The following is a 22,678-nucleotide window of genomic DNA, read 5'->3' on the forward strand; positions in this document are numbered from 1 at the left end:
CCATGGACGCCCCAGCCACTGAACCCACCCCCTCACGCGCGCGCCGCCTGCGACGCCTGCATGACCTTTACGCCGTGGCCCTGGTGGGCGCGCTGCTGTTCACCGGCGCCACCGTCGCGCAGGCGCCGGCCGAGCGCAGCACCCCGGGGGCACCGCTGCAGCCGCCGGTCGAGATCCGCTACGGCGCCGACGGGGTCAGCCAGGGCACGCTGCGCGCAGCGATGTCGCAGGTGTCGGTGGGCGGCGAGCCGTATCGCGCGCTGGTGTTCAACGGCAACTACGATTCGCCGCTGATCCGGACGAAGCCGGGCGGCACCATCGCGGTCACGCTGGACAACCAGATGGACGAGAAGGCCAACCTGCATTTCCACGGCATGACGGTGACGCCGCTGGATTCGGGCGACAGCATCTTCCGCGAAGTCGGCCCGCACCAGCAGGGCCTGTACCGGTTCAAGCTGCCGCCGGACCACAGCCCCGGTGCGTACTGGTACCACAGCCACTTCCACGGCGGCGCCCAGCGCCAGGTGGAATCCGGCATTGCAGGACCGATCCTGGTCGACGGCATCCTCGACCCGTTCCCCGAACTGAAGGGCATCAAGGAGCGCGTGCTGGTCCTGCGCAACTTCCAGAAGACCAGCACCGGCAAGCTGGCCAGCGCGATCGTGACCAGCGCACCGTCGATCCGCACCGTGAACGGCCAGGCCGACCCGGTAATCGACATCCAGCCTGGCGAAACCCAGCTCTGGCACCTGCTCAACATTTCCGCCAACCAGTATTTCCGCGTGCGCATCAACGGCCAGGACGTGCAGATCCTCTCGCGCGACGGCAACACCGTGACCAGGAAGGTGATGACCGACGAACTGCTGATCGGGCCGTCGGCGCGCTTCAGCGTGCTGGTGGTGGGTCCGCCCGCCGGTGACCACCCGGTCGAGCTGGCCGCCGGCAACACCGGCGCCGCCGGCGACCAGTACAAGGGTGCGCGCATCGCCACGCTGCGTTCGGCCGGTGCACCGGTGCCGACCCGCTCGATCACCAGCGCGTACCCGGCGGCGCAGGACCTGCGCAACGTCGCGGTCGCCAACGTCCGCCAGTTCGCCTTCCAGGATTCGCCCACCGACGGCGACGCCTTCATGATCAACGGCGAGCGCTTCGACCCGCGCCGGGTCAACACCACCGTCAAACTGGGCGACGTGGAAGAGTGGCGCCTGTACAACCCGTCGCAGGAGCTGCACCAGTTCCATATCCACCAGACCGACTTCCAAGTGGTGGCGATCAACGACAAGCCGGTGCCGTTCAGCGGCTACCGCGACACCGTGTTCATTCCCACACGCGGCTCGATCACCCTGCGCATTCCCTTCAAGGACCCGGTGATGCTGGGCAAGTTCGTCTACCACTGCCACATCCTCGAACACGAAGACGGCGGCATGATGCAGGTGGTGCAGGTGGTCCGGCCGGAAGACTACGAGCAGGCGGTGAAGCTGGCGCCACTCGGCGGCATCTATGGCGATAACCAGACCTGCAGCTACCTGCAGAACACCGGCCGTGAGTTCGTGCTGCCCACCAATGTGCAGCTGCCCGCGGAGGTGCGCTGATGAACACCGTGCGCCGAACCGCCCTGGTGCTGGGCGTGACCGCCGGGCTGGGCCTGGCCTCCACGGAAGCGCGAGCCGACAAGGGCTACTACCCTAACGTAGGCATGGACTACAGCGCGGTGCTGCAGTACGACTACAGCCACGCTGAAGACTCGCCTGCGCCGCGCAACACCACCGACTTCTACCCGGACATCCAGAGCAGCTTCTACGTACGCTTCAGTCCGAACGACCAGGTCCGGCTGTCGACCGAACTCAATCCGATCAACCCGCCGGCCACCGGCGAGAAGCGGACCTTCGGCGACATCGGGCTGGTGATCAACGAACTGAACTACTACAAGCTCACCCAGCACACGCAGCTGCAGGTGGGAAAGCTGCAGGTGCCGTTCGGGCGCGCCATGGATGCCGCACCGGGGCTGTACACCAACGACTTCGTGTCGACCTACGACCTGGGCGGCATGCTCGGCGCCACCTATGCGTATCGCTGGTTCGGGCAGAAGGCCGGCATGGTGCAGGGCGGCGTGAACCTCTACACCGCCGACACCACGGAACTGAGTCGGCCGTTCCTGCGTAGTGGCGGGCGCGCGCAGCGCTCGGACGGCGGGCCGGCCAACACCGGCAAGCTGGACTCGTACGCGCTCACCGTGAACTGGAATTCGATTCCGGCACTGCCGTTCCTGGAACTGGAAGCGGGCTACATGCGCAACCGCGCCGGCGTGGCCCAGCCCGATACCGGCCCGGCCGATGACGAGATCATCAGCGTGATTTCGGCGCGCTACATCTGGGCGCCGGCATCGAGCGCGGACCTGGACAGCACCCTGCGCGGCCGCTACTTCGACGTGGTGCCGCTGGTGGAATACGCCGACGTGCAGAATGAAGATGCAGTGGCCGGCAACGATACCCGCTACCTCACCACCTCGGTGACAGTGGACTACGGGCGCTGGGTGTTCGGCGCCACCCGCACCGACAAACGGCGTCCGTGGGCGCCCGGGGCAGGGCGGCACGATTACCTCAACGAGTTGAGCATGGGCTACCGGGTCACCGGGCAGCTGACCATGGCGTTCTCGGTGGGCAGCCAGGCGCAGGCCGGGCAGGATTCCAACCTGCTCGGTTTCGCGCTGACCTATGAAGGAGCGCACTGACATGCTGCGGAGCCTGTGGCCGGCGTTCGTACCGGCGGTGTCGTTGTCGTTGCTGCTGCTGTCGATGCAGCCGCTGGCAGCGCAGAACCAGACCCTGATCGGCGGGCCGTTCAAGCTCACCGACCAGAACGGCCAGGCGGTGACCGACCGCAGCTTCCACGGCAAGCCGGTGCTGCTGTACTTCGGCTTCACCAGCTGCCCGGACGTCTGCCCGACCGACCTGGCCCGCGTGCAGCGCATAGCACGGCGCGTGCAGAAGGCGGGCGGGCCGTCGTTGACGCCGGTGTTCGTCAGCATCGATCCGGAACGCGATACGCCGGCCAAGATGAAGAGCTATGTGTCGCTGTTCGGGCCCGACATGGTGGGACTGACCGGCACGCCAGCGCAGATCAACGCGATCACCGACCGTTACCACGTGTATTACAAGAAGGTCCCTTACGGGAAACCTGGCCAGTACATGATGGATCACTCCACGTTCGTGTTCCTGCTCGACCGCAACGGTCGGTATGTGGATCATTTCGGGCGCACGGCGGATGAAGCGCAGGTGGCTACGCAGATTGTGGGCGAGCTGGCGCGTACGTCGCCGCGTGCGCGGGTGGCGGCGGTGCCGCGTCGCTGAGGGGCGCAGGGTTTGCTGGCATGGCTTTGACACGCATGGCGTGTCACTACGCGTGATGTGCGCTGGTAGGGTCGGTTCCCAAACGACCGCACGGAACAATTCCACGCCCGGTAACGCATTGCATTGGGCAAACAAAAACGCGGCCCTTGGGCCGCGTTGATGTATTGCCATTTCGCACCGGCCGCCTATCAGGGGCGGCCGTTGTTGTTCGCCGAGGTCGCCGCCTGGCGCAGCTCCGCGTCGGCCTGGATCAGCAACTGGCGCGCGCGTTCGGCGTGGCCGCCGAGGCCTTCCACATTGTTCTGCTGGGCGGCGCCCACCAACTGGTAGGCCTGCACGATGTGTTCCTGCGCGGTGCGCAGGTCGCCGTGGCGTTCGCCGATGTTGACCACCGGCTCAGCCTGGGCAGCACCGGCCAGTACAAGGGCGCCGAACAGGGCGAAGGGGGCGAGGCGGGTCATGCGGTTCATGCGATTACTCCGAAAGGTTTTGAGGGTCCGTGATCCGCGTCAGTGCGGCCGGTGAGCACACATTAGGGACTGCCCGACACCGCTTCTTGACCTGTTTCAAGCGGAACGAAATCGCCTCCTGAATACGAACAACCAGTAGAAATACTGAGGGTTCTCATATTGCGGAACGCTGTTCCAATAAATATTATGGAACCGTAGTCCACATGTTGGATTACGCGCGCCACCGTCCCCTTCGGTGCCGCACCCACCGGCACCCGCTGCCGGTCCGGCCGACCGGCACCACGCCTTTACGAACGGCCCGCCTTATCGCTTTTTGTTCTGCGCATCAGACAGGGGGAAGGCGGCAGGCATATCCAGTCCTGCCAGTGCCCGGTTACCGGGCGACGCTGTAGTGCTGGAGTTACAAGTCATGGGTACTAGCTTTGGTGCGCCGTCGGCGCGCTGCCGCGAATGTCAGTCCTGCCCGTTGGTATCGGACTGTTTTCCCGGTTCCCTGGAGGCAGGCAACCTGCACGAACTCGACGGCCTCATCGAGCACACCGCACCGGTCCACACCGGCAGTTTCCTGTTCCGCCAGGGCGACCCGTTCCAGTACATTTCGGTGATCCGCCTGGGTACGGTGAAGACCTATTCAATCGACCGCGAAGGCCGCGAGCAGACCCTGGGCTTCCACATGCCGGGCGACATCCTCGGGCTCAGCGCGATCGATGAAGAGCGCCATCCCTGCAATGCCATCGCGCTGGACACGGTGACCACCTGCCGCCTGCCGTTCCGCGTGGCGGCCTCCCTGTCGGCACGCATGCCGCAACTGCAGGCCAAGCTGTTCCGGCTGCTCAGCCGCGACATCGCCCGTGCCACGCAGCTGTCGTGCAACAACAGCGCCGACGAGCGCCTGGCGGCGTTCCTGATCGGCATGGCCGACCGCATGGCCGCGCGCGGCTATTCGGCCAGCCGTTGGCAGCTGACCATGTCGCGGATGGATATCGCCAGTTACCTGCGGCTGGCACCGGAAACGCTCAGCCGGCTGTTGCGCCGCTTCCAGGCCGAGGGCCTGGTGGCGCTGGACGGGCGTGAAGTGGAAGTGCGCGGCCGCGAGCGCCTGCAGGCGATGGCAGCCGCCGAGGCGGACCTGGATCAGGTCCGCAGGGAAGCCGCGTAACGGCGGGTGAAACGGCTGGCGGCGAGCAGGGCGGTGACGATTACCGCCACGCCGACCATCAGCGCGTTGGGCCACACCAGCACCAGCGCGTCGGCCGCTACGATCGCCGCCACCGCTGCGGTCCACACACCGGATACCACGTAGTGCCCGCGGATGAAGCGCGGTGTCAGCCACGCAGCCGGATCGCCTTCCGGCCGGGCATAGCCCAATGTGAAGGGGCGCCCGATCAGCAGCGATGCCAGCATCACCAGCAGCAGGACCGCGTCTACCGCCAGGCGCACGCCCATCACCGGCCACGCCGGTCGGGTCAGGCCGGCATACACCGCCAGCCCACCGAACACGATCAGTGACACCAGCTCAAGCAGCCCGCAATGTCGGCGCGGGCCGGTCCAATCGCGCGCGCACAGGATCAGCGCGGTCAGGGCGGCCGCGCACAGCGCGCCCGAGGTGCCGAACAGGCGCGCGGCAATGGCAAAAACCAGGAAGGGCATCAGGCCCAGCAGGATGTTCATGGAGGAATTCCGGGGAGGGGAATTCCAGCCTAGACAGTACGCCGGCGTCGGGGTTGATCCAGGTCAAGCCCACTCCACCTTGCGGCCGGGACAGCGGCTCAGGGCCGCCAGAACCCGGACTGGAATTCAGCGAAGGTCAGGTTGTTGTCGTGGTCCACATCCAGCGACTGAAACCGCATGTCGGCTACGCGCGACACCTCTTCTTCGGTCAGCTCGCCATCGCCGTTCAGATCGGCCACCCGGATCCGGTCGGCCGCAGTGAGCTGGCCATCGCGGTCCGGGCCCACCACCTCCTGGATATCCTCCACGGTGACCTTGTAGTTGCGGTCGCCATCCAGCAGCCGGAACAGCGCCGCCCCGTCGTACTCGTCATCGCTGACCCGGCCATCGCCGTTCTTGTCGAGCGAGGCAAAACGCTGCGCGGCGGCATCGCCGACCTTCTGTGCCTGGGCGCTGGCAGCAACGCCCAGGCAGAGCACAAGAGAGCAGGCGAGGGTAGAAACGAGCTGGTTCACGGGCAACTCCGCAAGGCGGCCAGGGAAGCCCCAGTCTCCACCAGCCCACCGCGCCCCACACCCGTATTTCTACTGGCACACGTCCGCCGGGCTCTCGCAAACGTGCGCCGGGCTCACCGCGTAGTGACACGCCATGCGTGTCAGAACCGCCAGCGAACCCCCCCATAAACCCCACGCCCATCCCCCGGCGTAGACCGCGCCACATCCTTCCCAGCATCGTTGTACCCCGGCGTCACCGTAGCCGCGTGATGCTTGTCGCCGATGTTGCGCATCTCCACCCACGCCTGCCAACGCCCGCCCGGCGCATCGAACCCCACCCGCGTACCAAAGATCAGATGGCTGTCCGCACGGAAGCTGTTGGCATAGTCGACAAACATCGACGACGCATACTCGGTATTGAGCGCCGCATAAAACCCGGCCGGATGATCGAAGCGCAGCTCGCCCTGGTAATAGTGCCGCGGCAGGCCCGGCAGCCGGTTGTCGCCAAAGCGCGCATCGTGGCGGTAACGGAAGTCGCTGAAGGTGTACGCCTGGCGCAACGACAGGCGTCCATCGCCGCCTTCCCACAACGTGCTGTCCAGTCCCGCTTCAATGCCGCGGTGCACGGTCGGGCTGGCATTGTTCTCGGCCACGAACAGGTTCGGTACCGGCGCCACCTCCACGCTGAGCAGCTCATGCCGCACCTGCGCGTAATAGCCGGTCAGTTCCCAGCGGCCGAGCATGCTCTCGCCACGCGCACCCAGTTCCAGCGTGGTCGCGGTCTGGTTCTGCAGGTCCACCGGCGCGCGCTGGCGACCGCTGGAGGCCCCATTGCCCGGCGCGAAGTAGCGATTGCTGCCCCAGATCATCGACCACGGGTGCGCCGGTTCCACCGAGCGGCTCAGGTTGCCGAACCACTGCGTGGCAGCGGTCTGCTGCCAGGTGAAGCCCAGCCGCGGTGCGTAATCCCAGTCGCTGCCTTTCAGCCGCTCCGGCGTGGCCGGCCAGGTGACCTGCACGTCCTTGCGCGTGTTGATCAGCGCCAGCCCGGTCTGCACGCGCAGGCGTTCGTTCACTGCCAGTTCGTTGCTCACATGCAGCGAACTGTTGGTGCCGTGATGCGAGAAGTCGCGCGTGTGGGTGCCGGCCGGATAGCCGTTGCTGGGGAAGCGCAGGGTTTCGCGAACGTCCGCATCCAGGTCGTGGGTCACCCGCAGCCCCACCGTGGTCACGCTGTCGCGGCCCAGCAGCGCATGCGCGCGCCGGTAGTCGAGCGTGGCGTTGAGGTTGGTGTAGTCCAGCTGCTGCCGGTACAGGCTCTCGTTGAGGTCCATCGGGTAGTGGTGGTACACCAGCCCGGCCTGCAGCGAGGAATCGTCATCGATCTGCAGCGTGGTCATGTTGCCCAGCCAGGTGCTGCCCGGCTGCGGGCGGCGCGCATCGATGGCCAGGTTGGCCGGGTTGGCGGCGCGCGGATCATTGCGGATCTGCTCGCGGGTCAGGCGCCCGGGCGTCTCGTGATTGGTCTCGCGGTAGCGCAGGAAGAAGCGCGTTTCCAGCTGCGGGTTGATCTGCCAGCCCACGTTCGCCATCGTCCCCTTGCCGTCGCCGGCGGCGTGCTGCTGGTAGCCGTCGTACTCGGTATCGGTATAGGCCAGGTAGTAGTCGACGCTGCCGGCGATCCCGCCGTAGCCCACGCTGCGCTTCTGGAAGCCGCGGCTGCCGGCCTCGTATTGCAGCTCCAGCCCGGCCGCATCGCGACCGCTGCGGCTGACGTAGTTGATCGCACCGCCCAGCGCCAGCGCGCCGCGTTCGAAGCCATTGGCGCCGCGCAGCACGTCCACGCGGCTCAGCCACAGCGGCTCCAGCAGCTCGTACGGCGTACCGCCCGGCCCGGTCAATGGCAGGCCATCCAGCTGCACCGAAATGCCGGAGGCGTGCGCGCCCGGCCCCCGGTTGATGCCGGAGCCACGGATCGACACCTTGGTGCCTTCATTCCCGGGCGACTGCGCACTGATGCCGGGCTGGTAGGCCAGCACATCGGCGGTACCGGCCAGGCGGCCGTCGGCCTGGGCCAGGTCGATCACATTGCCGGCGCCAGGCACGCGCTTGAGCGCGGCACGGGCCTGGTCCGCGTCGCTGGCGGCAGTGACCCTGACCGCGTCGAGCGTGGTGGGTGCATCGGCCGGGGCGGCCTGCGCGGTCGCCGTCAGGGCGAGGCACAGGGCCAGGGGCAGGGGAGACAGAGTGGGGCGGTACAACGAACGAAGAACAGGCATGCGTCTGGAACCAATACGGAGCGGGCAGCGGCAGGCGCGACGACCTGTAAACCGCGTTGAGGGCGCGAAAGTTAACAGGTTGCGCGCCCGCCGTCACCCGGCGGAGCCGTACGGGGTCAGAGAATGCCCGGCAAATCCAACCCTTTTTCCTTCGCACACTCGATCGCGATCTCATACCCCGCATCCGCATGCCGCATCACGCCGGTGGCCGGGTCGTTCCACAGCACGCGCGCGATGCGCTTGGCCGCCGCTTCGGTGCCGTCGCACACGATCACCATGCCGGCGTGCTGCGAGAAGCCCATGCCGACGCCGCCGCCGTGGTGCAGCGACACCCAGGTCGCGCCGCTGGCGGTGTTGAGCAGGGCGTTGAGCAGCGGCCAGTCCGACACCGCATCCGAACCGTCGGCCATCGCTTCGGTTTCGCGGTTGGGCGAAGCCACGCTGCCGCTGTCCAGATGATCGCGGCCGATCACCACCGGCGCCTTCAGCTCACCGTTGGCGACCATCTCGTTGAACGCCAGGCCCAACCGGTCGCGGTCGCCCAGGCCGACCCAGCAGATGCGCGCCGGCAGGCCCTGGAACTTGATCTTCTCGGCGGCCATGTCCAGCCAGCGGTGCAGGTGCGGGTTGTCCGGAATCAGTTCCTTGACCTTGGCATCGGTCTTGGCGATGTCTTCCGGATCGCCGCTCAACGCGGCCCAGCGGAACGGGCCGATGCCGCGGCAGAACAGCGGGCGGATGTAGGCCGGCACGAAGCCCGGAAAGTCGAACGCGTTGGCCACGCCTTCCTCCAGCGCCATCTGGCGCAGGTTGTTGCCGTAGTCCACGGTCGGCACGCCGAGCGCATGGAAGCCGAGCATGGCCAGCACGTGGTTGGCCATCGAGGCGCGCGCCGCCTTTTCCACTTCCTTCGGCGCGGACACGCGCTTTTCGTCCCACTCTTCCACGGTCCAGTCCTGCGGCAGGTAGCCGTTGACCGGGTCGTGCGCGGAGGTCTGGTCGGTCAGCAGGTCCGGCTTGACCCCGCGCAGCAGCAGTTCGTCCAGCACGTCGGCAACGTTGCCGAGCAGGCCGACCGACAGCGGCTTCTTGGCCGTGCACGATTCCTCGATCAGGCGCAGGGCCTCGTCCAGGTTGTCGGTCCAGGTGTCCAGGTACCCGGTGCGCAGGCGCATCTCGATGCTGCTCTTGCGGCATTCCACAGCCAGGCACGAGGCGCCGGCCATCACCGCGGCCAGCGGTTGCGCGCCGCCCATGCCGCCCAGCCCACCGGTGAACAGCCACTTGCCGGCCAGGCTGCCGTTGTAGTGCTGGCGGCCCATCTCCACGAAGGTTTCGTACGTGCCCTGCACGATGCCCTGCGCGCCGATGTAGATCCAGCTGCCAGCGGTCATCTGGCCGTACATCGCCAGACCCTTCTTATCCAGTTCGTTGAAGTGGTCCCAGTTGGCCCAGCGCGGCACCAGGTTGGAATTGGCGATCAGCACGCGCGGTGCGTCGGCATGGGTGCGGAACACCCCGACCGGCTTGCCCGACTGCACCAGCAGGGTCTGGTCGTCTTCCAGCCGGGTCAGCGTCTCCACGATCGCGTCGTAGCTTTCCCAGTCGCGCGCGGCGCGGCCGATGCCGCCGTACACCACCAGTTCCTGCGGGCGCTCGGCCACGTCCGGGTGCAGGTTGTTCATCAGCATGCGCAGCGGCGCTTCGGTCAGCCAGCTCTTGGCGGTGAGCGTGGTGCCGGTGGGGGCGATGATGGTGCGGGTGGAATCGTGACGGCTCATGCAGCACTCCGGGAGTTCGCGAATTCAAGGCAGGCGTTGAGCACCTGCTGCAGGGTCTGGCGCAGCGGTGCAGCGTGATCAGGGTCGAGCGGGGTGGGCCAGCTGTGCACGTCCACGAGTTCCGGCTCGTGCATGTAGCCACGGCAGGCCAGCTCCATCTGCAGGCTGTGCACGCCGCCGGGAATGTCGCTGTAGTGGCGGGTGATCCAGCCGCCCTTGAAGCGGCCATTGCGCACGTGCGACAGACCGCTGAAGCCGCAGATGTTCTCGACCACGTCGCTGAGCGCGTTGTCGCACGAGGTGTCCGGCGTGCCCGACGGTCCGGCCGTGCCCAGGTTGAACTGCGGCAGCTCACCGTCGAACAGGTGGGGAATATGCGAGCGGATCGAATGCGCGTCGTACACCACCACGGTACCGTGGCGCTCGCGCAGCCGAGCGATCTGCGCCGCCAGTGCGTCGTGATAGGGCATGAACCAGGTATCGCGGCGCTGCGCGATGGCCGCCGCATCCGGCTCGCGACCGGGGTGGTACAGCGGCTGGTTGTCGAACGTGGTCAGCGGGCACAGACCCGTGGTGTTCTGGCCGGGATACAGCGAGACGCCGCTGGGGTCGCGGTTGAGGTCGATCACCGAGCGCGAGATCGCCGAGCGCACCGTGGTCGCACCGATGCGCTGGGCGAAGTCGTACAGCTCATGCACCCACCAGTCCGCGTCGCGGCGGGCCAGCCACGGCGACACGAAGTCGCCGACCAGCGCGTCGGGCAGCTCGGTGCCGGTGTGCGGGAAGCTGACGATCAGCGGTGCATCGCCTTCGTGCACCTGCAGCCAGTCCGGGCGGGCGTTCATGCCAGCGGCTCCACCTGCGGCAGCACCTCGGCCAGCCCTTCGGCCAGCGCGCCACTGCGCACCAGCTCCGTCGCGGCGACTATGTCCGGATGGAAATAGCGGTCGTCCTGCAGGGTCGGCACCTGCGCGCGCAGGCGCTGGCGCACTGCTTCCAGCGCGTCGCTGGAGCGCAGCCCGGTATGGAAGTCGCAGCCCTGCGCGGCGGCGAGCAGTTCAATGCCGACCACGTTGGCCGCGTTCTCGGCCATCTGCAGCAGGCGGCGCGCGCCGTGCGCGGCCATCGACACGTGGTCTTCCTGGTTGGCCGAGGTGGGAATGGAATCCACGCTGGCCGGGTAGGCGCGCTGCTTGTTTTCCGAGACCAGCGCGGCGGCGGTGACCTGCGGAATCATGAAGCCGGAATTCAGGCCCGGCTTCGGGGTCAGGAACGCGGGAAGGCCGGACAGCGCCGGGTCCACCAGCATCGCGGTGCGGCGTTCGCTGATCGAGCCGATCTCGCACACCGCCATCGCCAGCATGTCAGCAGCGAAGGCCACCGGTTCGGCGTGGAAGTTGCCGCCGCTGAGCGCTTCGTTGGTGTCGGTGAATACCAGCGGGTTGTCGGACACGCCGTTGGCTTCGATCACCAGCGTGGTCGCGGCCTGGCGCATCACGTCGAATGCCGCGCCCATGACCTGCGGCTGGCAGCGCAGGCAGTACGGGTCCTGCACGCGCACGTCGTTGTCACGGTGCGACTCGCGGATCGCCGAGCCCTGCATCAGCGTGCGCAGCGCGGCGGCCGTGGCGATCTGGCCACGCTGGCCGCGGATGCTGTGGATGCGCGGATCGAACGGCGTGTCCGAGCCTTTGGCCGCTTCCACCGACAGCGCGCCGGTGACCAGCGCGGCCTGGAACACGGTGCTGATTTCAAACAGACCTGCCAGCGCGTAGGCCGTGGAGTACTGGGTGCCGTTGAGCAGGGCCAGGCCTTCCTTCGCACCCAGCACCAGCGGCGCCAGCCCGCAGCGGGCCAACGCGTCGGCCGCCGGGATGCGTTCGCCGCCGACGAAAGCTTCGCCCACGCCGATCATCACGCTGGCAAGGTGCGACAGCGGCGCCAGGTCGCCCGAAGCGCCGACCGAGCCCTGGCACGGGATCACCGGCACCAGGTCGTGCTGCAGGAACGCTTCCAGCAGCGCCAGCGTGGCCGGGCGAATGCCCGACGCGCCCTGCGCCAGGCTGGTCAGCTTCAACGCCATCATCAGCCGCACCACCGGCGCCGGCATCGGTTCACCCACGCCGGCCGCATGCGAAAGCACGATATTGCGCTGCAGGGTTTCCAGGTCGTCGCGCTCGATGCGCACGCTGGCCAGCTTGCCGAAGCCGGTGTTGATGCCGTACACCGGCTCGCCCTTGGCGACGATGTCGGCCACGGTCTGCGCACTGCGCTGCACCGCCTCGGCCGAAGCCGGGTCCAGGCGCACGTGGGCGCCGTCGTAGATCGCGCGCCAGTGCGCCAGCGTCACCGCGCCGGGCTGCAGGGTCAGGGTCTTGCTCATGGAATCTCCGGGCATCTCTAAGGTCAGACGGATACGCCGCGCATCACGCGCGCGTGCAGGGGGTTGAAGCCCATGCGGTAGACAAGGTCGGCAGGCGCCTCGATGTCCCACACGGCCAGGTTGCAGTCCAGGCCCACGGCCAGCCGGCCGATGCGCGCCTGTCGGCCGAGCGCACGCGCCGCTTCACGGGTGAAGCCGGCGATGCACTCGTCCACGGTCATGCGGAACAGGGTGGCGGCCATGTTCATCGCCAGCAGCGGGCTGGTCAGCGGCGAAGTGCCGGGGTTGCTGTCGGTGGCCAACGCCAGCGGCACGCCGGCCGCGCGCAGGGCAGTGATCGGGGGCAGGGTGGTGTCGCGGGTGAAATAGAACGCGCCCGGCAGCAGCACCGCCACGGTGCCGGCTGCACGCATCGCAGCAATGCCGTCGTCGTCGAGGTGTTCGATATGGTCGGCCGAGAGCGCACCATGCCGCGCCGCCAACGCTGCGCCATGCTGGTTGCTGAGCTGTTCGGCATGGATCTTTACCGCCAGTCCGTTCGCCCGCGCGGCCGTGAACACCTGTTCGGCCTGCGCGGCACTGAAGGCGATGTTCTCGCAGAACACGTCCACCGCTTCGGCCAGGCCCTGCGCCGCCACCGCCGGAATCATCACGTTGCAGACGTCGTCGATGTAGTTCTGCGCCTCGCGCCCGGGCGGTACCGCATGCGCGCCGAGGAAGGTGGGCACGATCTCCACCGCGCGCTGGCGGGCCAACTCGGCGGCCACGCGCAGCTGCTTGGTTTCATCCTCAAGCGTCAGCCCGTAACCGGATTTGATTTCAACGGTGGTGATGCCTTCGGCCAGCATCGCGTCCAGCCGGGGCAGGCTTGCCGCAAGCAGTTCGGCCTCACTGGCGTCACGGGTGGCGCGCACGGTGCTGACGATGCCGCCGCCGGCGCGGGCGATGTCGGCATAGCTCACGCCCTGCAGGCGCTGTTCGAATTCGTTGGCGCGGTTACCGGCGTAGACCAGGTGGGTGTGGCAGTCGACCAGCCCGGGGCTGATCCAGCGGCCGCCGCAGTCCACCCGCTGTGCCGGCTGCAGGTGCGCGTCCGAACCGGCCGGGCCCACATGCACGATGCGGCCGTCGGTGGCCGCGATCACCCCGTCGCGGATCACGCCCAGGCCGGGGCCATCAACGGTGATGAGGTGGGCGTGGGTCCAGAGGGTGTCACAGTGCATGGCAGCAACCACAGCGGCTTATATGTCTATACAATATAGGCGCCACTTCCGGGATGTCCAGTGATGCCAGCCAACCCCGCTCCAGTCCTCGCGTTCCACGCCGACCACGCCCTGTTGCCGCAGGGCTGGGCGCGCAATGTGCGCATCGTCTGCGCCGGCGGCACCGTGCAGTCGGTCGAGTCCGAGGTGGCCGCGCAGCCCGGCGACACCGCCCTGGCGATCGCGCTGCCAGGGCTGGGCAACCTGCACAGCCACGCCTTCCAGCGCGGCATGGCCGGGCTGACCGAGATCGGCGGGCGCAGCGGCGACAGCTTCTGGAGCTGGCGCGAGCTGATGTACCGCTTCCTGGCCCATCTGCAGCCCGAGGCGGTGCAGGCCATTGCCGAACAGGCCTACGTGGAGATGCTCGAATCGGGCTTCACCCGCGTGGGCGAATTCCATTACCTGCACCACGCGCCGGACGGCACCCCGTATGCGGACCGCGCCGAAATGGCCGCGCGCATTGCCGCCGCCGCGCAGGGCAGTGGCATCGGCCTGACCCTGCTGCCGGTGTTCTACGCGCATGCCGATTTCGGCGGTGCACCGCCGAATCCGGCACAGCGTCGCCTGCTGCACGACGTGGACGGCTTCGCCCAGCTGTTGGACGGTTGTCGCCAGGCCCTGCGTGGCCAGGACGACGCGGTGCTGGGCATCGCCCCGCACAGTCTGCGCGCGGTCACCGGCGAGGAGCTGGCCGCGCTGCTGCCGCTCAACAGCGGCCCGGTACACATCCACATCGCCGAGCAGACCCGCGAGGTCGACGCCTGCGTGGCCTGGAGCGGGCTGCGCCCGGTGCGCTGGCTGTACGAGCACGTCGCCGTCGACGAACGCTGGTGCCTGGTGCACGCCACCCATGTGGACGACGACGAAGTGCAGCACATGCTGGCCAGCCGCGCGGTGGTGGGCCTGTGCCCGATCACCGAAGCCAACCTGGGCGACGGCCTGTTCCCGATGCAGGCGTTCGCGCGCGGCGGTGGCCGCTTCGGCGTGGGCTCGGATTCCAATGTGCTGATCGACGCGGCCGAAGAGCTGCGCCTGCTCGAATACGGGCAGCGCCTGCAGCTGCGCGGGCGCAATGTGCTGGCCCCGCAGGAAGGCGTGTCCAGCGGGCGCTGGCTGTTCGAACAGTCGCTGCACGGCGCCGCGCAGGCGCTGGGCGTGGGCTGCGGCCTGCAGGCGGGCGCGCCGGCCGACGTGGTCGAACTGGACCCGCAGCACCCGGCCATGATCGCGCGCGACGGCGACGCCTTGCTTGACAGCTGGGTGTTCGCCGCCCGTAATGGCGCCGTTCGATCGGTCTGGCGCGGGGGGCGCGAGCTGGTCCGCCACGGCCGCCACCTGCAGCGCGACGCCGTGGCCGCGCGATTTGCCCAGGCCCTGCGTGGTGTATTGAACGCCACGAACTGACATGCATTCCAGGACTTCCGAGTGACGGGCAAAAAAGCCGAGACCCTCAACCAGCGTATCCGTGCCGATCTGGAAAGCCGCATCCTCAGCGGGGAATGGGCGCCGGGCTTCCGCATTCCGTACGAGCACGAGCTGATGGAGCGGTACGGCTGCTCGCGGATGACGGTCAACAAGGTGCTCACCGCACTGGCCGAGAGCGGCATGATCGAGCGTCGCCGTCGCGCCGGTTCCTTCGTGGCCCGGCAGCCGCCGCACCTGGAACAGGTGGCGCTCGAAATCCCCGACATCGCGATGGCGGTCGGCGCGCGTGGCCATGCGTACGGCTACCAGTTGCTGGAGCGCGCCTACCGCGCGCCGAACCCGGCGGCCAGTGAGGAGGTGGCGCTGTCGGGCGAGCAGAAGCTGCTCGCGATCCGCTGCCTGCACCGTGCCGACGGCCGGCCGCTGGCGCTGGAGCACCGGCTGATCAGCCCCGTGGGCGTGCCCGAAGTGCTGGAGGTGGATTTCACCACCACCGCGCCGGGCAGCTGGCTGCTGCAGAACGTGTCCTGGACCCGTGCCCAGCATCGGATCAGCGCCTGGGGTGCCGATGCAGCCGCCGCTGCGTTGCTGGAGGTCAAGCCCGGCACCGCCTGCCTGGTCATCGACCGCCTCACCTGGCGCGGCGAACAGCCGATCACCTGCGTGCGCCAGATGTTCCTGGGCGACGCCTGGGACCTGGTAGCGAAGTTCGCGCCCGGCGCGCGGTGACGGTTACGACGTAGCGCACTGGCGCCAGCGCACCGGTTCGTCGGTGCCCAGGCGCGGGTTCAATTGGATGCGCACCGTGCGAAGCGCGGGATAACGCTTCACCTGGTGGCAGATCTGCGGCCAGATCGCGTCGATTTCGGCCGAGCGGTTCACCGCCAGCGTCTGGCGGGTCTGCCAGAAGGCGTTGAGCACGCCGGTCTGCTGGCCCACCAGCGCGGACAGCTCGCGTTGATAACGCGCCAGCGTCTCCGAGTCCGGATCGGCCACGGTGCCGAGGATGCTGTTCGGGTCGTTGCCCGGGGCGACCGGCGCCGGCGCAGGCTTTTCAGCCGGCGGCTGGGACGGCGCGCCTTCTGCGGCCACCGGCGTCGCCGCGTCCGGCTTGATCGGCGCAGGTGCAGGTGCCGGCGTAGTGGTAGCGGCAGGCGCCATAGCGGTCTGCACCTGCGTCTCCCCCTGGTCCAACCGCGAGGTCAGATACCCCATGCCCACGATCAGCCCCAGCGTCAGCGAGCCCAGCGCGGCGATCGAAATCCGCCGCACCGCTTCGCGCCGCGCCTCGTTCTTGACCCGGCTTTCCACGTCGCCGGGCAGATAAGGCTGCAGCATCGGCCACAGCAGGGTGCCGTCCAGCACCTCCACGCTCTGCTTGTCGGCGGTGGCGCGGCCGTCGCGCTCGATGCGGCCCTCGGTGATCAGGATCCCGCCGCGGGCACCGGCCAGGCGCGCCGCCGCCCCCAGCTCGTTCACCGCCGCCGTGCCGATCCGGTAGGCCCGGCCGTGCTTGCAGGACACCAGGTAACGCTGGTGCTTTTCATCCTGCATCAGGAAATCGCTGCTCGGTTCCAGACTGTGGTCGGGCTCGCCGGTGATGTCCTGCAGCCCGCGCTGCTCGTGCAGGGCGCGCCGGACGATCTCCGAGAAATCGCGCCAGTGCATGCCGGCCAACGCGTTGAGCCCCAGCTTGGTCTCCTTCCGGCGGCGTTTCACCAGCCAGAAATAAGCCGCAGCAAGGGACCAGACGACGACAGCCAGCAGGAGAGCCAGAATCCAGGAGAACATGGGGCCTAGAGATGAACACGGGAGTACAGGCGGACAGTCTATATGCGCCCGTACCTGTCTGTGGGATGTCGTTTTCGCCAAAAAGAGGCAGCGGTCTCAGACCCCGATGACGGAAGTCTCATTTCCGGCCGGACCCAGGCAGGCACGAAAAACCCGCCAGTCCTTATGCCGTGAGGGGAGGGAACAAACGGCGCGGAAGCACTGGCGGGTCGGGTTCGATTGTCAACAAAGGCGTGCTGCTTTGCAACAATCGGGTGTCAGGCGTCCGATCCCGGGGACTGATGCGTGCCCGGCAGCGGGTCCGCATTGGGCGACGCATTTCTCGCTTCGGCCCGGTTGAGGCGGGTGGTCAGGGCGTCGATCCGGGCATTGAGCGCAGCCACGTCCTCGGCGGTGGGGATGTTCAGGCGCTTGAGCACGCCCTGGACCCGGTCGTCGAAGGCCTTCTCGACCTTGTCCCAGGTGCCGGCCGCCTTCTCGCGGGCTTCGCCCAGGTGTTCCTCGACGTTGTCGCGCCAGCGCGGGGCGTCCCCGGCCTGCTCGCGGTTGCGTGCGTCGATGGTCTCGCCTTCGCGGACCAGGTTGTCGAACACCCGGCTGCCCTCGGCCTGTGCGCGTCCAAACGCGCCCAGCCCGGCCAGCCAGATCTGCTGTGCCGAATCGGTCAGCTTGCGCGAAAAGCGCTCGGCCTGGTCCTGCAGCGAGGGCTTCTCGCCGGTGCGGTCATCGTAGTCGTCGTGTGCGTTCATGGGGCGATCCTGTGAGTGGCCACCCCCGGATCCTACCCAGCGCTTCGATTGCGCGGCGTGATGGCGCGGCCGGGCCGCGCCTGCGGTTCAGCCCAGCTTTTCGCGCAGTGCATTCCGGATCTGGTCTTCCACCATGCCTTTCATCATCGACACCGGGAACCCCAGCTCGGCCACGACGTGCACGTTGCCCGGCAGCAGTTCGATCAGGCCCTCGACGCCGGAGCCGTTGAACTTCAGCGCATCGCCGGCCCAGCTGGCGGTCACGCCGTACTTCTCGGTGAGCTTGGCCACCATGCCCTCCACGGCCGTGCGGACTGCCTCGGCGGGCAGGGCGTGGGCGTGGGTGATATCGATCTTGGACATGGCGGGCTCCTGGCAGGCGGTTGCGGCAAACGGGCGTGCATTGTGCACACTTCTATCCTCCCTGACATCCAACCTGCTAGGCTGCGCCGCGTGCAGAACCTGCTTGTTCACTTCACCCATCGCCAACACCCCGACCAGCCCTTGAAGCCGGGGGTGCAGCGCATCGTGCGCCACGCCTCGGGTGGGGTACGCCTCGGCGGTGACGCCGCCGGCACCCTGCTGCTCGCCCAGTTCTGCCTGGACGACCGCGGCCTGTGGCTGCAGGTGGCGTCGGGCATGCGCGGCATCCACGTCAACGGCCGGCCGGTGCGGCGGATGGCGCTGCTGCGCCCCGGCGACGCGGTCTACGCCGACGGCGTGGAAATGGTGGTGCAGGGCGAATGCGAAGTGCTCAACCACGCCCCGTCGCGCAGCGATGACGGCGGCGACGACCAGCGCCTGCTGCGTGGGGTCGGCGGCCAGCACCACGGCCGCAGCTTCACCCTGGACCGTCCGCGCGTGATCGGGCGTGGGCTCGAATCGGACATCGTCATCGACGATCCGGCCTTCGCTGAACAGCACGCACGGATCGAACGGCACGGGGACCGCCTGCTGCTGCGCGACCTGGGCGCCGGCGAATCCACCCGGGTCAATGGCGTCAGCGTGCGCCACTGCTGGCTGCAGCCCGGCGACCAGCTGGTCTTCGACGCGCAGCATCGGTTCGTGCTGGAAGTGCCACACGACGGACGCAAGCGCGTGGCCAGCGTGGAGGAAGACGAACTGCTCGACCTGCCCAGCGCGGTTGAAGCCCCGGCCAAGCCGGCGCGGGTCAGCCGCTGGCCCTGGCTGCTCGGCAGCGCATTGCTGCTGGCCGGCCTGCTCAGCCTGCTGCTGTGGTTCGGCGCGCGCTGAGCCGATAGATTCAAAAGCAACCAATTTCGCCTTGTGCAGCAAGGCCTAAAGGCTGGTGCGCTGCGGCATACTAGGGGTCTTGCCCCATAGGTGTGACATGACGCGCGCGTTCAATTTCAGTGCCGGCCCTGCAACCCTGCCGGAATCGGTCCTGCGCCAGGCGCAGGCGGAAATGTTGGAATGGAACGGCGCTGGCGCCTCCATTGTGGAAATGAGCCACCGCGGCCCGGAGTTCATGGCCGTGGCCGCCGAGGCCGACGCCGACCTGCGCCGCCTGATCGGCATTCCCGACGACTACGCCGTGCTGTTCCTGGCCGGTGGCGCCACCACCCAGCAGGCGCTGCTGGCCCTGAACTTCGCCAACCCCGGCCAGACCGTGGACTACGTGCTCACCGGGCACTGGGGCAAGACCGCGATCAAGCAGGTCAGCCCCTACGTGCGGGTCAACGTGGCCGCCAGCAGCGAGGCCAACGGCTTCCACGACATCCCGCCGCGCGACCAATGGCAGTTGTCCCACGATGCCGCCTACGTGCACATCACCGCCAATGAAACCATCCACGGCGTCGAGTTCCGTGACACCCCGGACGTGGGCAACGTGCCCCTGTTCGCCGATTTCAGTTCCTCCATCGCCAGCGAGCCGCTGGACGTCTCGCGCTATGGCCTGATCTACGCCGGCGCGCAGAAGAACCTCGGCCCGGTCGGCGTCTCGGTGGTGATCGTGCGCCGCGACCTGCTCGAACGCAGCGGCCAGCCGCGCGCGGACATCTTCGACTACCGCTCGCACGTCGACCGCGACTCCATGCTCAACACCCCGCCGACCTGGAACTGGTACCTGGCCGGCCTGGTCTTCAAGTGGATGCTGGCCGAAGGCGGCGTGGAAGAGTTCGCCCGCCGCAACGCCGCCAAATCCGCACTGGTGTACGGCGCCATCGATGCCTCCGGCGGTTTCTATCGCAACGAAGTGGTGCCGGCCACGCGGTCGCGCATGAACATCCCGTTCTTCCTGCCCGACGAAACCCTCACCGCGCGTTTCGTCAGTGAATCCAAGGCAGCCGGCCTGCTGGCGCTGAAGGGTCACAAGGCGGTCGGCGGCATCCGTGCCTCGCTGTACAACGCGCTGCCGGTGGAAGGCGCGCAGGCGCTGGCCGCCTTCATGCGCGATTTCCAACAGCGCAACGGCTGACGCTTTCGACTTACCGGGGCGCCTGCCGCCCCACTGCAACTGGAACCCCTGATGGCCACCAAACCCGCCAAGCCCAAGGCACCCGCCGCCAAGCCGAAGAGCAAACAGGCCGACGCCGTTCCCGCCGTCGCCGCCCCGGTGCTCTCCGACGTGCGCGCCAAGATCGACCACATCGACCGCAGCATCCAGGCGCTGATCGCCGAGCGCGCGCAGTTCGCCCACCAGGTCGGCAAGGCCAAGGGCAAGCTGGCTGCCGCCGTCGACTACTACCGCCCCGAGCGCGAGGCGCAGGTGCTGCGCATGGTGGTCGACCGCAACGAAGGCCCGCTCAGCGACGAAGTGCTGGTGCATGTGTTCCGCGAAATCATGTCGGCCTGCCTGGCCCAGCAGGAGCCGCTGAAGATCGGCTACCTCGGCCCGGAAGGCACCTTCAGCCAGCAGGCCGTGCTCAAGCACTTCGGCCGCTCGGCGCTGGGCCTGCCGCTGGCCAGCATCGAAGAGGTGTTCCAGGAAGTGGAAGCCGGCAACGCCGATTTCGGCGTGGTGCCGGTGGAAAACTCGGGGCAGGGCACCATCCAGATCACCCTGGACATGTTCCTCACCTCCAACCTGAAGATCTGCGGCGAAGTCGAACTGCGCGTGCAGCAGTACCTGATGTCGCGCAGCGGCCGGCTTGAAGATGTCGAGCGCGTGTACGGCCACCCGCAGTCGTTCATGCAGACCTCCTCGTGGCTGCGCGCCAACCTGCCCAAGGCGGAGAAGGTCCCGGTCTCCAGCAACGCCGAAGGCGCGCGCCGTGCGCGCAATGCCGACGACGCGGCCGCCATTGGCGGCGAGAGTGCAGGGCACGTGTACGGCCTGAAGAAGGTGGTCACCAAGCCGATCCAGAACGACGCCGACAACACCACCCGCTTCCTGGTGATCGGCCGCCAGTTCTTCCCGACCTCCGGACACGACCGTACCTCGGTGCTCGTCTTCATCCACGACAAGCCCGGCGCCCTGTTCGACGTGCTCAGCCCGTTCGCGCGCCACGGCATCAGCATGAACCGCATCGAATCGCGGCCCTCGCATAACGCCAAGTGGGAATACGGCTTCTTCATCGACCTGGCCGGCCACATCGACGACGAAGCGATGCAGGCCGCGCTGGCCGAGCTCAAGGCGCACTCGGCACAGATCAAGGTGCTGGGTTCCTACCCGGTCGCCGTGCCCTGATCCCACTGTTCTTCCGCTTTTACAGGATTCACCGATGACCGCTTCCGCTTCCTGGATCGCCCGCAAGGGGCAGCCCCTGCAGGGCACCCTGACCATTCCCGGCGACAAGTCCGTTTCGCACCGCGCGGTGATGTTTGCCGCCCTGGCCGACGGCGTTTCGCACATCGACGGCTTTCTCGAAGGCGAAGACACCCGTGCCACCGCCGCGATCTTCTCGCAGCTGGGCGTGCGCATTGAAACCCCGTCGCCCTCGCAGCGCATCGTGCACGGCGTCGGCGTGGACGGCCTGCAGGCGCCCAGCGCGCCGCTCGACTGCGGCAATGCCGGCACCGGCATGCGCCTGCTCGCCGGCCTGCTGGCCGCGCAGCCGTTCGACTCGGTGTTGGTCGGCGACGAGTCGCTCTCCGGCCGCCCGATGCGCCGCGTCACCGGCCCGCTCGCGCAGATGGGCGCGAAGATCGACACCGAAGCCGATGGCACCCCGCCGCTGCGCGTGCATGGCGGCCAGCCGCTGCACGGCATCGACTTCGTGTCGCCGGTCGCCAGCGCCCAGGTCAAATCGGCCGTACTGCTCGCCGGGCTGTACGCCGAGGGCGAAACCGCCGTGACCGAACCGCACCCGACCCGCGACTACAGCGAACGCATGCTGCGCGCGTTCGGCGTGGAGATCGAATTCTCGCCCGGCAAGGCCCGCCTGCGCGGCGGCCAGCGCCTGCGCGCCACCGACATCGCCGTGCCCGCCGACTTCTCCTCGGCCGCCTTCTTCCTGGTCGCCGCCAGCATCATTCCGGGCTCGGAACTGCGCCTGCGTCAGGTGGGCCTCAACCCGCGCCGCACCGGCCTGCTGGCCGCGCTGCGCCTGATGGGTGCCGACATCCGCGAAGAGAACCACGCCGAGCAGGGCGGGGAGGCGGTCGCCGACCTGGTGGTGCGCCATGCCCCGCTGCACGGCGCGGAGATTCCCGAAGCGCTGGTGCCGGACATGATCGACGAGTTCCCCGCATTGTTCGTCGCTGCCGCAGCGGCGCAAGGCAACACCGTGGTGCGTGGCGCCGCCGAACTGCGGGTCAAGGAATCCGACCGCCTCGCCGCCATGGCCACCGGCCTGCGCAGCCTGGGCGTGCAGGTGGACGAGACCGACGACGGCGCCACCATCCACGGCGGCCAGACCTTGGGCAGCGGCACCATCGAAAGCCACGGCGACCACCGGATTGCGATGGCGTTTTCGATTGCCGGGCAGTTGAGCAGTGGCGAAGTGCGGATCAATGACATTGCCAACGTGGCGACCTCGTTCCCGAATTTCGATGGGATCGCGCGCGGGGCAGGTTTCAATCTGGCTTGAAAAAAATGGGAGCCGACCCTTCGGTCGGC

The 22,678-nt window shown here is 68.0% G+C and carries 21 protein-coding genes; 10 read left to right on the forward strand and 11 right to left on the reverse strand.

What is annotated here, in order from left to right; all coding sequences use genetic code 11:
• The first annotated feature begins 2 nt into the window (after positions 1-2).
• The 3 genes from C2U58_RS04665 to C2U58_RS04675 are packed head-to-tail and all read left to right on the forward strand — an operon-like array spanning position 3 to position 3,350.
• Positions 3-1,592 carry a multicopper oxidase domain-containing protein gene (locus C2U58_RS04665; protein WP_102944751.1) on the forward strand — a complete coding sequence of 530 codons (1,590 nt, stop codon included), beginning with the start codon at positions 3-5 and terminating at the stop codon, positions 1,590-1,592.
• Positions 1,592-2,731: a hypothetical protein gene (locus C2U58_RS04670; RefSeq protein WP_102944752.1), complete on the forward strand. Its 1,140-nt coding sequence runs from the start codon at positions 1,592-1,594 to the stop codon at positions 2,729-2,731. The genes C2U58_RS04665 and C2U58_RS04670 overlap by 1 nt, the downstream gene beginning before the upstream one ends.
• Before the next feature lies 1 nt (position 2,732).
• A complete protein-coding gene (locus C2U58_RS04675) occupies positions 2,733-3,350 on the forward strand; it encodes an SCO family protein (RefSeq protein ID WP_253256641.1) in 618 nt (205 codons plus the stop codon).
• 188 nt (positions 3,351-3,538) lie between these two features.
• Here the strand turns inward: C2U58_RS04675 and C2U58_RS04680 are convergent, their stop codons facing one another.
• Entirely contained in the window at positions 3,539-3,820 is a 282-nt protein-coding gene (locus C2U58_RS04680; RefSeq protein WP_070206370.1) for a hypothetical protein, read from the reverse strand.
• 409 nt (positions 3,821-4,229) lie between these two features.
• Between C2U58_RS04680 and C2U58_RS04685 the strand changes: the two genes are divergently transcribed.
• Positions 4,230-4,979 carry a cyclic nucleotide-binding domain-containing protein gene (locus C2U58_RS04685; protein ID WP_102944753.1) on the forward strand — a complete coding sequence of 250 codons (750 nt, stop codon included), beginning with the start codon at positions 4,230-4,232 and terminating at the stop codon, positions 4,977-4,979.
• On the opposite strand, the gene C2U58_RS04690 is transcribed toward C2U58_RS04685, so the two are convergent.
• The 7 genes from C2U58_RS04690 to hutI all read right to left on the reverse strand — a co-directional run bounded on the left by C2U58_RS04690 (position 4,955) and on the right by hutI (position 13,651).
• A complete protein-coding gene (locus C2U58_RS04690) occupies positions 4,955-5,491 on the reverse strand; it encodes a hypothetical protein (RefSeq protein ID WP_102944754.1) in 537 nt (178 codons plus the stop codon). The genes C2U58_RS04685 and C2U58_RS04690 overlap by 25 nt on opposite strands.
• 98 nt (positions 5,492-5,589) lie before the next feature.
• Positions 5,590-6,006: a hypothetical protein gene (locus tag C2U58_RS04695; RefSeq protein ID WP_172448071.1), complete on the reverse strand. Its 417-nt coding sequence runs from the start codon at positions 6,004-6,006 to the stop codon at positions 5,590-5,592.
• A gap of 140 nt (positions 6,007-6,146) precedes the next feature.
• Positions 6,147-8,264 carry a TonB-dependent receptor gene (locus tag C2U58_RS04700; RefSeq protein ID WP_102944756.1) on the reverse strand — a complete coding sequence of 706 codons (2,118 nt, stop codon included), beginning with the start codon at positions 8,262-8,264 and terminating at the stop codon, positions 6,147-6,149.
• A gap of 116 nt (positions 8,265-8,380) precedes the next feature.
• Entirely contained in the window at positions 8,381-10,045 is a 1,665-nt protein-coding gene (gene hutU / locus C2U58_RS04705) for a urocanate hydratase (protein WP_102944757.1), read from the reverse strand.
• A complete protein-coding gene (gene hutG / locus C2U58_RS04710) occupies positions 10,042-10,890 on the reverse strand; it encodes an N-formylglutamate deformylase (RefSeq protein ID WP_102944758.1) in 849 nt (282 codons plus the stop codon). The genes hutU and hutG overlap by 4 nt, the downstream gene beginning before the upstream one ends.
• Complete coding sequence (hutH, locus tag C2U58_RS04715) at positions 10,887-12,428, reverse strand: histidine ammonia-lyase (RefSeq protein ID WP_102944759.1); 1,542 nt, start codon at positions 12,426-12,428, stop codon at positions 10,887-10,889. The genes hutG and hutH overlap by 4 nt, the downstream gene beginning before the upstream one ends.
• Before the next feature lie 23 nt (positions 12,429-12,451).
• The gene (gene hutI, locus C2U58_RS04720; RefSeq protein ID WP_102944760.1) at positions 12,452-13,651 is read right to left on the reverse strand and encodes an imidazolonepropionase; all 1,200 of its coding nucleotides are present in this window, start codon (positions 13,649-13,651) and stop codon (positions 12,452-12,454) included.
• Positions 13,652-13,714: 63 nt separating this feature from the next.
• Between hutI and C2U58_RS04725 the strand changes: the two genes are divergently transcribed.
• Together C2U58_RS04725 and hutC are read left to right on the forward strand one after the other, a co-directional pair.
• Positions 13,715-15,097 carry a formimidoylglutamate deiminase gene (locus tag C2U58_RS04725; protein ID WP_102944761.1) on the forward strand — a complete coding sequence of 461 codons (1,383 nt, stop codon included), beginning with the start codon at positions 13,715-13,717 and terminating at the stop codon, positions 15,095-15,097.
• A 21-nt stretch (positions 15,098-15,118) separates the two neighbouring features.
• The gene (hutC, locus tag C2U58_RS04730) at positions 15,119-15,847 is read left to right on the forward strand and encodes a histidine utilization repressor (protein ID WP_102944762.1); all 729 of its coding nucleotides are present in this window, start codon (positions 15,119-15,121) and stop codon (positions 15,845-15,847) included.
• A 3-nt stretch (positions 15,848-15,850) separates the two neighbouring features.
• Here the strand turns inward: hutC and C2U58_RS04735 are convergent, their stop codons facing one another.
• The 3 genes from C2U58_RS04735 to C2U58_RS04745 all read right to left on the reverse strand — a co-directional run bounded on the left by C2U58_RS04735 (position 15,851) and on the right by C2U58_RS04745 (position 18,021).
• Entirely contained in the window at positions 15,851-16,909 is a 1,059-nt protein-coding gene (locus C2U58_RS04735) for a restriction endonuclease (RefSeq protein WP_102944763.1), read from the reverse strand.
• A 257-nt stretch (positions 16,910-17,166) separates the two neighbouring features.
• Positions 17,167-17,658 (reverse strand): phasin family protein, encoded by a 492-nt coding sequence (locus C2U58_RS04740; protein ID WP_102944764.1) that lies wholly within the window; start codon positions 17,656-17,658, stop codon positions 17,167-17,169.
• Between the two features lie 87 nt (positions 17,659-17,745).
• Positions 17,746-18,021, reverse strand: a complete 276-nt coding sequence (locus tag C2U58_RS04745) for a polyhydroxyalkanoic acid system family protein (protein ID WP_102944765.1) — start codon at positions 18,019-18,021, stop codon at positions 17,746-17,748.
• Between the two features lie 90 nt (positions 18,022-18,111).
• Here C2U58_RS04745 and C2U58_RS04750 point away from each other — a divergent pair, with 90 nt between their 5' ends.
• The 4 genes from C2U58_RS04750 to aroA all read left to right on the forward strand — a co-directional run bounded on the left by C2U58_RS04750 (position 18,112) and on the right by aroA (position 22,649).
• Positions 18,112-18,912, forward strand: a complete 801-nt coding sequence (locus C2U58_RS04750; RefSeq protein ID WP_102944766.1) for an FHA domain-containing protein — start codon at positions 18,112-18,114, stop codon at positions 18,910-18,912.
• Between the two features lie 97 nt (positions 18,913-19,009).
• On the forward strand, positions 19,010-20,095 hold the full coding sequence (gene serC / locus C2U58_RS04755) for a 3-phosphoserine/phosphohydroxythreonine transaminase (RefSeq protein WP_102944767.1): 1,086 nt from the start codon (positions 19,010-19,012) through the stop codon (positions 20,093-20,095).
• 51 nt (positions 20,096-20,146) lie between these two features.
• Complete coding sequence (pheA, locus tag C2U58_RS04760) at positions 20,147-21,307, forward strand: prephenate dehydratase (protein WP_102944768.1); 1,161 nt, start codon at positions 20,147-20,149, stop codon at positions 21,305-21,307.
• A 34-nt stretch (positions 21,308-21,341) separates the two neighbouring features.
• Complete coding sequence (gene aroA / locus C2U58_RS04765; protein ID WP_102944769.1) at positions 21,342-22,649, forward strand: 3-phosphoshikimate 1-carboxyvinyltransferase; 1,308 nt, start codon at positions 21,342-21,344, stop codon at positions 22,647-22,649.
• Positions 22,650-22,678: the final 29 nt, after the last annotated feature.

The sequence above is a fragment of the Stenotrophomonas sp. VV52 genome, from assembly GCF_002893095.1.
Lineage (GTDB): Bacteria > Pseudomonadota > Gammaproteobacteria > Xanthomonadales > Xanthomonadaceae > Stenotrophomonas > Stenotrophomonas aracearum.

Excerpts from the sequence above, each read along its gene's own strand:
- C2U58_RS04665 (WP_102944751.1), top strand. The coding sequence starts at position 3 with ATGGACGCCCCAGCCACTGAACCCACCCCCTCACGCGCGCGCCGCCTG.
- C2U58_RS04670 (WP_102944752.1), top strand. The coding sequence starts at position 1,592 with ATGAACACCGTGCGCCGAACCGCCCTGGTGCTGGGCGTGACCGCCGGG.
- C2U58_RS04675 (WP_253256641.1), top strand. The coding sequence starts at position 2,733 with ATGCTGCGGAGCCTGTGGCCGGCGTTCGTACCGGCGGTGTCGTTGTCG.
- C2U58_RS04680 (WP_070206370.1), bottom strand. The coding sequence starts at position 3,820 with ATGAACCGCATGACCCGCCTCGCCCCCTTCGCCCTGTTCGGCGCCCTT.
- C2U58_RS04685 (WP_102944753.1), top strand. The coding sequence starts at position 4,230 with ATGGGTACTAGCTTTGGTGCGCCGTCGGCGCGCTGCCGCGAATGTCAG.
- C2U58_RS04690 (WP_102944754.1), bottom strand. The coding sequence starts at position 5,491 with ATGAACATCCTGCTGGGCCTGATGCCCTTCCTGGTTTTTGCCATTGCC.
- C2U58_RS04700 (WP_102944756.1), bottom strand. The coding sequence starts at position 8,264 with ATGCCTGTTCTTCGTTCGTTGTACCGCCCCACTCTGTCTCCCCTGCCC.
- hutU (WP_102944757.1), bottom strand. The coding sequence starts at position 10,045 with ATGAGCCGTCACGATTCCACCCGCACCATCATCGCCCCCACCGGCACC.
- hutG (WP_102944758.1), bottom strand. The coding sequence starts at position 10,890 with ATGAACGCCCGCCCGGACTGGCTGCAGGTGCACGAAGGCGATGCACCG.
- hutH (WP_102944759.1), bottom strand. The coding sequence starts at position 12,428 with ATGAGCAAGACCCTGACCCTGCAGCCCGGCGCGGTGACGCTGGCGCAC.
- hutI (WP_102944760.1), bottom strand. The coding sequence starts at position 13,651 with ATGCACTGTGACACCCTCTGGACCCACGCCCACCTCATCACCGTTGAT.
- C2U58_RS04725 (WP_102944761.1), top strand. The coding sequence starts at position 13,715 with ATGCCAGCCAACCCCGCTCCAGTCCTCGCGTTCCACGCCGACCACGCC.
- C2U58_RS04735 (WP_102944763.1), bottom strand. The coding sequence starts at position 16,909 with ATGTTCTCCTGGATTCTGGCTCTCCTGCTGGCTGTCGTCGTCTGGTCC.
- C2U58_RS04740 (WP_102944764.1), bottom strand. The coding sequence starts at position 17,658 with ATGAACGCACACGACGACTACGATGACCGCACCGGCGAGAAGCCCTCG.
- C2U58_RS04745 (WP_102944765.1), bottom strand. The coding sequence starts at position 18,021 with ATGTCCAAGATCGATATCACCCACGCCCACGCCCTGCCCGCCGAGGCA.
- serC (WP_102944767.1), top strand. The coding sequence starts at position 19,010 with ATGACGCGCGCGTTCAATTTCAGTGCCGGCCCTGCAACCCTGCCGGAA.
- pheA (WP_102944768.1), top strand. The coding sequence starts at position 20,147 with ATGGCCACCAAACCCGCCAAGCCCAAGGCACCCGCCGCCAAGCCGAAG.
- aroA (WP_102944769.1), top strand. The coding sequence starts at position 21,342 with ATGACCGCTTCCGCTTCCTGGATCGCCCGCAAGGGGCAGCCCCTGCAG.